General features: G+C 61.4%; 9 protein-coding genes. 3 read left to right on the top strand and 6 right to left on the bottom strand.

Translation table 11 applies throughout. The features are described from left to right. Positions 1-153: 153 nt before the first annotated feature. Positions 154-3,258, bottom strand: coding sequence for an efflux RND transporter permease subunit (locus tag OP496_RS01040; protein WP_280561473.1), 3,105 nt, complete (start codon positions 3,256-3,258; stop codon positions 154-156). Then, positions 3,258-4,403: an efflux RND transporter periplasmic adaptor subunit gene (locus tag OP496_RS01035; protein WP_280561472.1), complete on the bottom strand. Its 1,146-nt coding sequence runs from the start codon at positions 4,401-4,403 to the stop codon at positions 3,258-3,260. The genes OP496_RS01040 and OP496_RS01035 overlap by 1 nt, the downstream gene beginning before the upstream one ends. A gap of 114 nt (positions 4,404-4,517) precedes the next feature. On the opposite strand from OP496_RS01035, the gene OP496_RS01030 reads away from it, so the two are divergent. Together OP496_RS01030 and OP496_RS01025 are read left to right on the top strand one after the other, a co-directional pair. Beyond that, entirely contained in the window at positions 4,518-5,702 is a 1,185-nt protein-coding gene (locus OP496_RS01030) for an NAD(P)/FAD-dependent oxidoreductase (protein ID WP_280561471.1), read from the top strand. A 40-nt stretch (positions 5,703-5,742) separates the two neighbouring features. Next, entirely contained in the window at positions 5,743-6,156 is a 414-nt protein-coding gene (locus OP496_RS01025) for a hypothetical protein (protein WP_280561470.1), read from the top strand. 44 nt (positions 6,157-6,200) lie between these two features. Here OP496_RS01025 and OP496_RS01020 read toward each other — a convergent pair whose 3' ends face one another. The 4 genes from OP496_RS01020 to OP496_RS01005 form a co-directional block, all read right to left on the bottom strand. Then, positions 6,201-6,491: a YqjK-like family protein gene (locus OP496_RS01020; protein ID WP_280561469.1), complete on the bottom strand. Its 291-nt coding sequence runs from the start codon at positions 6,489-6,491 to the stop codon at positions 6,201-6,203. Continuing rightward, complete coding sequence (locus tag OP496_RS01015) at positions 6,478-6,873, bottom strand: phage holin family protein (RefSeq protein ID WP_280561468.1); 396 nt, start codon at positions 6,871-6,873, stop codon at positions 6,478-6,480. Before OP496_RS01015 ends, OP496_RS01020 begins: the two co-directional genes overlap by 14 nt. Next, positions 6,873-7,205: a YqjD family protein gene (locus tag OP496_RS01010; protein ID WP_280561467.1), complete on the bottom strand. Its 333-nt coding sequence runs from the start codon at positions 7,203-7,205 to the stop codon at positions 6,873-6,875. Before OP496_RS01010 ends, OP496_RS01015 begins: the two co-directional genes overlap by 1 nt. A gap of 83 nt (positions 7,206-7,288) precedes the next feature. After that, the gene (locus OP496_RS01005; RefSeq protein WP_280561466.1) at positions 7,289-8,323 is read right to left on the bottom strand and encodes a phospholipase A; all 1,035 of its coding nucleotides are present in this window, start codon (positions 8,321-8,323) and stop codon (positions 7,289-7,291) included. Between the two features lie 146 nt (positions 8,324-8,469). On the opposite strand from OP496_RS01005, the gene mscK reads away from it, so the two are divergent. Beyond that, positions 8,470-11,946, top strand: coding sequence for a mechanosensitive channel MscK (gene mscK / locus OP496_RS01000; protein WP_280561465.1), 3,477 nt, complete (start codon positions 8,470-8,472; stop codon positions 11,944-11,946). Positions 11,947-11,948 lie beyond the last annotated feature (2 nt).

Genomic DNA, 11,948 nt, shown 5'->3' with positions numbered 1-11,948 from the left:
TAATATAAAAGTGCGGCAAAGGACACGCCGTGCAAACTCCCGGCCAGGACGGCCGGGGTTTTTATTTACCCGCCGCGTCCGAATTTTACCGTTGTCTGCTGGTTATGCCGCCGATGTTGTCGGCGGCGCTTTTTTATCACGACGTTCCTCTTATCACGACGCTCCTTCCATCTCGCGCGTCAGACGCCGTCTGACATCGCTGGGCGAGCCGGTATGCCGGGCCAGGATATCGTAGGCGACGGGCACCACCAGTAGCGTGAACAATGTGGCAGCGGCCACGCCACTGAAGATGACCGTGCCGATGACCAGGCGTGTTTCAGCGCCAGGGCCGCTGGCGAGAATCAACGGCACGGCGCCGGCCATGGTAGTCACTGCGGTCATCAGGATCGGGCGTAGGCGCGTCACCGAGGCATCGATCAGGGCGTCGCGGAAGGCGCGCCCTTCGTCGCGGAGCTGATTGGCGAACTCGACAATGAGGATGCCATTCTTGGCGGCCAGCCCGACAAGCATCACCATGCCTACCTGGCTGTAGATATTCAGCGACTGACCGGTCAGCCACAGGCCGAGCAGAGCGCCGCTTATCGCCAGGGGCACCGTCAGCATGATGACCAGCGGATGCACGAAGCTCTCGAACTGCGCTGCGAGTACCAGAAAGACCACCAGCAGACCCATGAGCATCAGGAAGGCGGTAGCGCCACTGGATTCCTGATAGTCCCGCGATGGGCCCTTGTAGTCGATCATGGCGTCGGCGGGCAGTTCCTCGTCGGCGATGGCGTTGAGATATCCCAGCGCCTCGCCCATGGAAGTGCCGTCCTCGAGATTGGCTTCCAGGGTGATCGCGCGGACGCGATTGAAGCGATTGAGCTCGCTGGCGTCGGCATAGTTGCTGAGAGTGACCAGACTCGCCAGCGGAATCAACTCGCCGCTGCGTTCGGAGCGCACCTGGATGTTGTCCAGTGCGTTGGGACTGCGCTGTGTGTCGCGCTCGCCTTCGAGCATCACGTCGTATTCCTCGCCGTCATCCACGTAGCTGGTCACACTGCGCCCACCGAGTAACGTTTGCAGGGTGCGGCCGATGGTATTGACGGTTACGCCGAGGGCGGCGGCGCGCTGGTAGTCGATCTCGATGCGCAGTTGGGGCTGGGTTTCCTTGTAGTCGCTCTCCACGGCGGTGAGTCCTGAATCATCCTCGCGGATGCGCTCGAACAGTCGGTCGCGCCAGGTGACCAGCGATTCGTAGGTACCGCCGCCGATCACGAATTGCACCGGTTTCTGAATGCGCCCGCCGAAGCCTTGTCGCATCACCGGGGCGGCCTCGACGCCGGGGAGGCCCGCGAGTCGCTGTCGCACGTCGGCCATGATGTCCCAGGCCGAGCGCCGCTCACCCCAATCAGCGAGACTGGCAATTACCATGCCGTCGTTGAAGTTCTCGATATTGCCGTAGCCGCGCGGTGCGCGCACCGAGATGTTGCGGATCTCGCCTTCGTCGACCAGTGGCAGCAGGCGCGCCTCTATCTCGTCCATATAGTCCTGCATGTAGTCGAAGGTGGCGCCTTCGGGGCCGTTGACGAGGATGAAGAAATTGCCACGATCTTCCTTCGGGGTGTACTCGTTGGGTAGCTCGGTGAACAGCCAGGCCGTGGCGCCGAGCAGTGCGACGAACACGACCAGGCATAGCCAGCGCACGCGTAACAAAGTGAAGAGTACGTAGCGATAGAGGCGCTGGGTGGCGTCGAGCAAGGTATGTACGGCATGGCTGATGCGGCTTTCGTGCATACTCGGGTCGAGGATCTTGGAGCACATCATGGGGGCCAACGACAGCGCCAGCAGGCAGGAGATCGCCACGGCGGCGGCCAGGGTCAACGCGAATTCGGAAAACAATCGACCGATGTCGCCACGCAGAAAGCTCAACGGCACGAACACCGCGATCAACACCAGGGTGGTAGCGATGACCGCGAAGCCGATCTGGCGGGTGCCATGAAAGGCGGCTACCAACGGTGTTTCACCATAGAGCTGCATGCGGCGATGGACGTTTTCGAGTACCACGATGGCGTCGTCGACGACCAAACCTATGGCCAGCACCAGGGCAAGCAGCGTGAGCAGGTTCAGTGTAAAGCCGAAGGCGTTCAGGGCGATGAAGGTACCGATGATCGAGATCGGCACGGTGACCGCGGGCACCAGTGTGGTCCGCACATTGCCTAGAAACAGGAAAATCACGATGACGACCAGGCCCATGGCGATGAACAGCGTGGCGACGACTTCCTTCAGGGCGCCGGAGACGAATACCGAGGAATCGAAGTTGAGGCGCAGTTGCATGCCATCCGGCAGGGTCGATTTCAGGCGTTCCATCTCTGCCTTGATGCCTTGGGAGACCTCGAGAATGTTGGCGGTGGATTGCTTCATGACGCCCAGGCCGACCATGGGTACGCCGTTGCCGCGAAACAGAGAACGTTCCTCCACCGAGCCCACTTCGACACGTGCCACGTCGCTCAGTCGCGTGAGGTAGCCGTCATTGCCCTGGTCGATGACCAGGTCGCGGAAGTCGCTGGCGGTCTCGAAGCTGCGCGGCAGTCGCAGAGTGAATTGGCGTGAGTCGGACTCCAGAAAGCCCGCCGGGAGTTCGACGTTTTCGGCGCGCAATGCGCCTTCCACATCACTGACGGTCAGGTCGCGGGCGGCCAGCGCGTTGCGCTTCAGCCACACGCGCATGGAGTATTCCTTGCCGCCGCCGACGCGCACGCGCGAGACGCCGGTTTGCGTGGAGAAGCGGTCGACCAGGTAGCGATTGGCGTAATCGGTCAGTTCGGGAACCGAGTAGCCTTCTGCCGTGAGGCTCAGCCACATGATGACGTCGTCGCTGCTATCGGACTTTTCCACTTCGGGTGGATCGGCTTCCTCGGGCAGGTTGTCGCTGACCCCGGAAACCCGGTCGCGAATGTCGTTGGCCGCCGCTTCGATATCACGGTCGAGGCTGAAGGTGATGTCGATCTCGGATTCGCCATCGCTGCTGGTCGACTCGATGAGATCGATGCCTTCGATACCGGCGATGCGGTCTTCGATCACCTGGGTGATGCGAGTTTCCACGATATTCGCCGACGCGCCGGGATAGTTCGTTTCCACGCTGACCACCGGTGGGTCGATGGCGGGGTATTCCTGCACCGGCAAGCGTTCGAGCGCGAGGATGCCGAAGGCGATCAACAACAGGGCGAAGACGGTCGCCAGCACCGGACGCTGAATGGCGGTATCGGAAAGACGCATCAGCCATCTTCTCCGTCACGTTCTTGCTCGCCGCGTACTTCGCCGTCACGCGCGGCCTTGAGAATCTCGCTGATCGTGCGGTTGCCATCGTCGAGCGCCAGGATATCCACGTGATCGCCATCGCGTACCTTATTCGTGCCGTGGCTGACGACCCAGTCGCCCGGTGCGAGGCCGTCGAGGATTTCGACGCTACCGACGTGGCGTTTGCCGATCTCCACCTGATGGCGTTGGATGCGGTTGTCCGCATCACGGATGATACGCATGACGTATTGGCGCTCGCCGCTGGGCACGAGGACGGACTCCGGCACCACCAGTGTCTGGCGTGAATTGCGTTCCAGCGTGACCACCATCAGCATGCCGGGGCGCAGCGTGCGCTCGGGATTGGGCAGGCGCGCGCGTACACTGACGCTGCGCGAGACAGGGTCGATACGCGTGCCGATGCTGGTCACTTCGCCATGAAAGGTACGTGTGGGATAGCTGGGCGTGGTGGCGCTGATCGGCAGCCCTGGTGCGAGCATGTCGAGCGCCGTCGCGGGGACAGTGAAGTCGAGCTTCATGTAATCGAGCTTGTCGAGCGTGACCAGCTCGGTGCCGGGTGTGACCAGTGCACCGACGCTGAGATTGCGCTGGCCGACGGTGCCGTCGAACGGCGCGCGCAAGCGGTGATCGGCGAGGCGTGTTTGTATCTCGTCGATCTGGGCGTCGGCCTGGGCGAGTTGAGCCCGGGCATCCTCAAAGTCGGCGCGGGTACCGACATTGCGGTCCTGCAGTTGTCGGGCGCGCCGCACGGCATTCTCGCGTTCTTGACGCAATGCGCGGGCGGCGCGCAGTTCGGCCTGTACCGCACTATCGTCGAGGCGAATCAGTAACTCGCCCTCGGTGACGCGTTGGGCGTCATCGAAATTGATTTCGGCCACGGCCTCGGTCACGGTCGCGGAAAGCGTCACGCTTTCGTCGGCACGCAGCGTGCCCAGTGCTTCCAGAGGGTCGCTCCACCTCGCGGTGGAGGCCTTCACGGCGATGACCTGCGTGCGGTCGGTGTCTTCCTGTGCCTTTGCGCCTGTCAGTGCCAGCAGGCTCAATGCCGCCAGCCCGAGGGTATACCGACCGAGTGCGCTCCCGGCTGGGAGAGAGAATACGGGCATAGTGTCTCGTTGTTGTGCTGTCGGTGACGATGACGAGCATACAGAATATACAGGTTCGTCGCTGTGACGCTTAACGCTTAGAATGTTCGCCTTTGCCAGCAATGAGACGCGACGATGGCACAGACCTATGATGTAGTGGTGATCGGTGCCGGCGCGGCGGGACTGATGTGCGCACTGACCGCCGGTTACGAGGGGCGGCGTGTGCTGGTGCTCGACCATGCCAACAAGGCGGGCAAGAAGATCTTGATGTCCGGGGGCGGGCGCTGCAATTTTACCAATCTGGCGACGGGGCCGGAGCATTTCTTCTCCGCCAACCCGCATTTCTGCATCTCTGCACTCAAACGCTATACGCCGGGCCATTTCGTCGAGCTCGTCGAGCGCCACGGCATCGAGCATGTCGAGAAGGCGCCGGGGCAGCTTTTCTGTGCCGATTCGGCCAAGCCGATAGTGTCCATGTTGCTCACCGAATGCGAGTGGGCAGGCGCGGAAGTACGCCTCAAGACATGTATCACATCCCTCGAGCGACGCGGTGAAGGCATGCGTCTCAAGACCTCGAGTGGTGTCATCGACGCCGGTACGGTGGTCATCGCCACCGGCGGATTGTCGATTCCCACCATGGGTGCCACCGGTTTCGGCTATGACATCGCCCGTCAGTTTGGCTTGGGCGTCACCGAGACGCGTGCCGCGTTGGTGCCGTTCACATTGACCTCGCAATGGCGGGAAAGAGCCGCGTCGCTGGCGGGGATAAGCTGCCCGGTGACGGTCGAGGTCGGCGAAGGACGCTATCGTGAACCCATGCTGTTCACGCATCGCGGTGTCTCGGGGCCGGCCATGCTGCAGGCTTCCAGCCATTGGCAACCGGGCATGGCATTGTCCATCGACTTGCTGCCGGATACTGACGTTGCCGGGGAACTGACCGCCATGCGTCACGAAGTGCCCAAGCGGCATGTGTCCACGTGGCTGGGCGAGCGGCTTCCCAAGCGCCTGGCGCAGGCCTGGTGCGAATGGCAAGGAATGACGGAACAGCCGCTGGGAGCGCTTTCCAATCGTGAGGTGTCACGCCTGGAGGACGATCTGAAACGCTGGCAGCTCAAACCCGCAGGGACCGAGGGCTGGCGGACCGCCGAGGTGACGCTAGGTGGCGTCGAGACACAGGCGATTTCTTCCAAGACCTTTGCCGTGGAAGGGCTACCGGCGCTGCGTTTCATCGGCGAGGCGTTGGATGTCACCGGTCAGTTGGGCGGCTTCAATTTTCAATGGGCTTGGGCCTCGGGCGTGGCCTGCGGGCAGGCCATGTAGTATAGCCTAGCAAGCGATGAGCAAGGTAGAGGAGTCGTCCATGCTGCGACGTGCATCGCAAGCGCTCTGGCAGGCCGTAGGCCAGTGGCTTCGTGCCAAGAAAACGACGCGGGAGCGCTTACCGGTGGTCGTGTGCGGGCTGGAATACGCGCATTATCGATTGCTGACGCATTTCGCACGTTCGACACGCTATAGGGCGTTGGCGGTGGTTGACGATTACCCCTGGCATCACGGTACGCAAGTGGAGGGCATACGCATCTACTATCCCAGCGAGGTGCCGTCACTGGTGGAACGTCATGGCGTGACGGCGGTGGTTTATTGCCATGAGGGCGAGCTGGCTGTCTTCGCCGATGAAACGCGTGAGCGGTTGGCGACGTGGGGCGTGCCCTGTGTACGGCTGTCGCCGGACGATGAGGATATCGATGCCGAGCTGACTGGCTGGCTGACCCATTGAATATGAAAAAGCCCCCAAATGGGGGCTTCATGGCTATCGCGGGGCTAACGGCGTGCGAGGCGGTACAAGGCGCGCGCTCGATTGACCAACAAGAGGGTCGAGAGTCCGCGACGCATCCAGGCGCGTGTGGACCTTGGCCGTCGTACGCCCTGCGCCGCGAGCAGGCCGAAGCCACTGAGCAAGGGCGCACGCCACTGCATCAAGCGTTGCCAGCCGTGATCGATGGGTGCCGTGGCATCGCGCCAGTCATGCAGTGCATGCCCTATATCGAGACGTTGCTGCAGGATGCGGGTCTCGAGATATTCAAGTTCCGCAGCACGTTCACGACGATTCACGAGAGGCCCCCAGTGCTTGGCGGTCTTGTTCTAAATGACTCAAGGTGGATTGCATGAGTCGCCGACGTTTGGCGATGCGCTTGGCACCGTAAGCAAAGCATGCGGTGATGATGAACAGCACACCCGCGCACACACCAATGGCGAGCAGGCGATGGTTTTCCCAGTACAAGACCACCAGCATTAAAAGCAGCATGCCGAGGGCGAAAGAGAAAGTGATCAGTGCTGCGCCTGCCAGCAATAGCAGACTGAGCATACGGTCGCGTTCGGCTTCCAGCTCGAGCACAGCGAGACGCAAACGTGTCTCGCCCGTGGCAATCACATTGGAAAGCAGGCGGCGCGCCGAGGTGATGACGCGCTCCGCCGGTCCCTGGCGATCTGCCATTAGCGACGCCCGATGAGCAAGCCAATGACGACCCCGACACCAGCGCCGATGCCGATGCTGGTCCAGGGGTTGTCACGCACGTAACGATCGCAGCAATCCATCTGGTCGCGTGCGCTTTCGTAGAATTTTTCGCCGCGCGCCTCAAGCTTGGCGCGCGTATCGCTCAGGCGCTGTTGAGCTCGCTCGCGTGCCTCGGTGATGTGTCCTCGAGAATCGTCAGCTGTCGCTTTGACCAGTTCTTCAACGGTCTGTGATAGGTGACGCAGGTCATCCTTGAGCTGCTCGGTGGAAGCTTCGCTTTCGCTGTGGCCGCCGGTAGGCTGCATGGTCATGGTGTCTTCCTTTGACAGGTTAATGGCATATTTAGCATAGCAGGCCAGGCCACCGTATCAACAGTGCTTCCTAGCCTGCATCGTTACTCTAGGCCAGGAATACCGGCCAGGAAGGTGTTGATGCTGAAACCGAGCCCTATACGGCGATTGATGTGGTCGTAGTCGATCAGGCTTTCGCCATAGCCATGATAATACTGAACGTAACCGCGAACCTTGCCGAATAGCGGGAATGAGTAATCCAACTGGGCGCCGTAATGGTCCTTGCCGGGGTTGCCACGCATCAGCAGGGAAACTTCCTGATCGCCGAACGCGCGCACCATGGTGATGTCGCCATAGCCGATGTAATCCTGGAGGTCGGGGTTGTCGTCGTCTTCCTCGTTCTCGGGGACTCGCCAGTGGGGCGCGACGCTCACCGCCCACTCGCCGCGTTGGAACACCATATCGGCGTAGATACGATTCCAGCTACGCGACAACGGGTCAGAGCGGCCGTTGGACTGGTGAGCGAAGCCGATGCGATTGAGAGTATTGGTCCAGCCTAAGGCACTCATGTCGTTATCGAAGCTGACGAACATTTCGGGTTCGTAGTTGGTCTCGCGAAATGGCGCCGATGCTTCGGAATTGTAGGCTTGCCACCAGCTTCGCTGGGTATAGGCGAAGTATACATCGCCGTTATCATCGAACAGATCTTCGACTAGGTTGACCTTGAAGCTCAACTGGTACTTGACCTCGGCGTTATCGGCGTTGGCCGCATCGCTGACCTGGCGGAAGCGGTCTTGATCCGGATTGGCGTTATAGGCCCACGGTAGTAGGTAGTTGCGCCGATACGTGGTCACTGCCAGAGGATTGCGCGACGACTCGCGTTCCAGTTCGCGACGTTTGTCGGCGCGGACTTCCACGTTCTTAGCCGCGCTTTCTTCGGGGGTGGCGTCAGCCTCTGTGGTCGCGGCGTCGTCGGCCAAGGTTTCGCGCAGCTCGTGAAGCTCCGCTTCCAGGGATTGGACGCGTGCTTCAATGGCCTCGCGTTCGCTATCGCTCAGGGTTGTGGCGGCCTGCGCAGAGGCGGACAGCATGAGCGTGAGCAACACGAGAATCGGCAAGCAGGGGCGTGGTGACTCCATGTCATTTAGTACCTTGTCGATGGCTAGCATTGGTCAGCGTGAATGTTTCTATCACGCTGGTAGTCGAACGCAAATATCCGCACGAGATTGCCATGTGCGTGTCACGCACCGACAATCGGCGCAACGTATGAGAACGAGGACAGAGCATGTCGTGTCGACGCTGGCATCATTTCTTCGCTTGGCAATGCTGGCCTGGGCGAGCGCATGCCAAGTGGCGTGTGATCCATTGTATCGCATGTGTCTCGATTTGCCTGCTGTGGGCGATTGGCGACGCCTCGGCGCAGTCGGCATTACCTGAACACGACGCGCTGACGACGCGTCTGGAGCGGCTGCAGTCCATTGAGCAGCCCGATAGCGACCAGCGCGCGGCCATAGACGATACGCGCGCGACGCTGGAGGCACTGAAAGAACTCGACTCGGTCGACGATAAACTCGACGCGCTCGAGCAGCGTGCGCAGAACGCCTCTCAGGAATCGCAATCCTTGACGCAACAGCTGCAGCGTCTGGAAGAGTCGTCGACGTCACCGCGTGAGAGCGACCTTGGCGATTTGTCGCTGGATGAGTTGCGCGAGCGTACCGGCGATGCCTTGGGAGAGCTCGAGACGCTGCAAAGCCGTCTGGCGGACGTCAATGCTCAGTTGATTAGTGCCCAGACTCTTCCCGAACGTGCCCAGACCTCGATCGCCGAAGCTCGGGAACGTGCCGATAGGCGTCAGTCGCAACTTGCCGAACTGGGCGACGTCGAGGGATCAAGCGAGGCCGAACTTGCCCAGCGCGACCGCTATCGGGTCGAGCAGGCATTGGCCGAGCGACGCGCGCGCTGGCATCAGAGCGAGCTTTCGCACAATACCCGCCTGCGCGAGTTGGCGATGCAGCAGCGCGACGTGCTGGAAAAGCGCATTGCGCTCCAGGAAAGTCAATTGTCGACGTTGCAGGCCGCGTTGGATCGGGAGCGGCGCGAGCAGTCGGAGAAGGCTATCGCCGATGTCGGCCGCGAAGATGCCGAGGCCATCGCTGCCCACCCCGTGTTGACCAAGGTTCAGCAGGTCAATCGCGACCTGAGCGGTGAATTGCTGGAGGTGACCGATCGCGCTAACGAGCTGGTGCGCGAGGGGATCGAAACGCGAACCCAGCTTGATCGTGTGCGCCAGGTCCAGCGCACGCTCAACGAACAGATCGATGCGATTCGCGGCAGCTTGCTGCTGTCGCGAATCCTTCGCGAGCAGCGAGAGTCGTTGCCCGAAGTGGACGCACAAAGCGGGTTACAGGATGAAATCGCCGACCTGCGCCTACGTCAGTTCGATCTGTCGCAGCAACACGACGCCTTGCGACGCCCCCAGCAATTGGCCGATAAAAGCCTGGCCGATGCTGATATAGACGACGCCCCGGGGTTGCGTGAGGCGTTGACCAAGTTGTTCGAGTCGCGCCGCGAGTTGCTCGGCCAGCTCGATGAGGAATATGGCAACCTGCTGACGATTGCCATCAACCAGCAGCTCAATCAGCAACAGTTGCTGAAGATCAGTGACGAGCTGCGCGCGACCATCGAAGAGCAGTTGTTCTGGGTGGCCAACGGGCGCCCGCTGGACTTGACATGGTTGCGGCAGTTTCCGCGCACGCTGTGGCAGGGCACGACCGACGGCGACTGGCGTTCGACATTGGTGTCCGCGCAGCAGCGCCCCGATGGCGAGGCGTTCGCCATGGTGCCGCTGTTGATGCTTTCCGGCGGGTTGTTGTTATGGCGGCGTCGCCTCAAGGCGTCACTGCTACGGCTGCATGGGGAAATCGGGCGCCTCAAGCGTGACACCCAGATGCACACGCCCCGCGCGATTGCGCTCAATGCGTTGCTGGCCGCGCATGGCCCCTTGTTCTTGGCGGCCGTGGGTGGGGCGCTCAATCTGGGCGGGCATGGCTTCGCCGTGGTGCTGGGCGATGCGTTGCTGCAGCTGGCGCTGGCGTGGGGTGTCATCGCCTGGTCGCGACGACTGCTGGTCGCCGATGGCGTGGCTGCGCGCCACTTTCACTGGTCACCGCAGTACGTGCTGCGCTTGCGGCGCCTGTTGCTATGGTTGGGCATCGCACTGATTCCGGTCATTCTGATCAGCAACGTCGCGCCCTACAGCGATGGACGTCTGGCGGAGCGGCCGTTGTCGCTGCTGTTGCTGCTGCTGGGACTGGTGGCGATGACCGTAGTATTGGTGCGTCTGATCCTCGCTCATGTACCGTTTTTTGGCCTCAAGCTTTTCCGTCTGCTGCTGGGCTTGGCGTTATCGGTCGTGCCTTTGATACTGGCTGGCCTGATTGTCATGGGGTTCGAGTACACCGCGCTAAGTTTGATCGGCCGATTCATCACTTCGATCTATATTCTCGGGCTGTGGATTCTCGTCGAAGCTGCGGTCGTCCGCGGGTTGGCGGTTGCGGCGCGGCGCCTGGCCTATCGGCGCGCGGTGGCGCGTCGCCGTGCGCAGGCCAAGGAGGACACCGAAAGCGGCCTCGAGGTGGTCGAAGAGCCGCCGCTGGATATGGAGCAGGTCAACCAGCAGTCGCTGCGCCTGTCCAAGTTGATTCTGTTTCTGGGTTTTACCCTGCTGCTTTACGTGGTGTGGGCGGACTTACTGAGCGTGTTGTCCTATCTCGACAATGTCACCGTATGGCAGGTTGAGAGCGGCCAGGGTGAGGCGATGACCACTAGCCCGATCGCCGTGGCCGATGTGCTCACGGCGCTGGTGCTGGTCGCGCTGACTTTGATGATGGCGCGCAACCTGCCTGGGCTTTTGGAGGTCATGGTGCTCTCGCGCCTGAGCCTCAAGCAGGGCAGTGCCTATGCTATTTCCTCGCTGCTTTCCTACACCATCGTGGGGACGGGGGTCGTGGTGTCGCTGGGAACGCTCGGGGTGTCGTGGGATAAGCTGCAATGGCTGGTCGCCGCACTGGGCGTGGGGCTGGGCTTCGGGCTACAGGAGATCTTCGCCAACTTCATTTCGGGGCTGATCATCCTGTTCGAACGCCCAGTACGTATCGGCGATACCATCACCCTGGGGAACTTGCACGGTACGGTCAGCCGTATTCGCATTCGTGCCACCACGGTGACGGATTTCGACCGCAAGGAAATCATCATCCCCAACAAGACCTTCGTTACCGATCAACTGATCAACTGGTCGCTTTCCGACAACATCACGCGGGTGGTGCTGACCTATGGCGTGTCGCATGGCTCCGACCTGGAACAGGTCCACCGCCTGATGCGCCAGGCCGCCGAGGAAAACCAACGCGTGCTGCGGGAGCCCGAGCCGCAGATATTCTGCCTTGAATATGGCGCGACGGCGTTCAGCTTCGAGTTGCGGATCTTCGTCAACGATTTGATGGATCGCCTGTATGCCAGCGATGAAATCAATCGACGCCTCGATGCCTTGTTCCACGAACACGGCATCCGCATTGCGTTCAATCAGATGGATGTCTGGCTGCACGATGCCTCGGGGCGGCAGGCTTGGGTAAGTTCGCAATCCCAGCAGAATGCCCCGTTGGGCGGCGAAGTAACGTCCTCAAGGCCGACGCGCCGCGATGGCATCGAGGATGTCGATACCGGTCGCAGCCCCGATGGAGACGGCACGGCTGGCAGCGATGAATGAGG

This window comes from Chromohalobacter sp. 48-RD10, from assembly GCF_029889785.1.
Classification (GTDB): Bacteria; Pseudomonadota; Gammaproteobacteria; order Pseudomonadales; family Halomonadaceae; genus Chromohalobacter.
The sequence above is the reverse complement of the archived record's forward strand: the minus strand, read 5'-3'. Positions and strand labels throughout refer to the sequence as shown.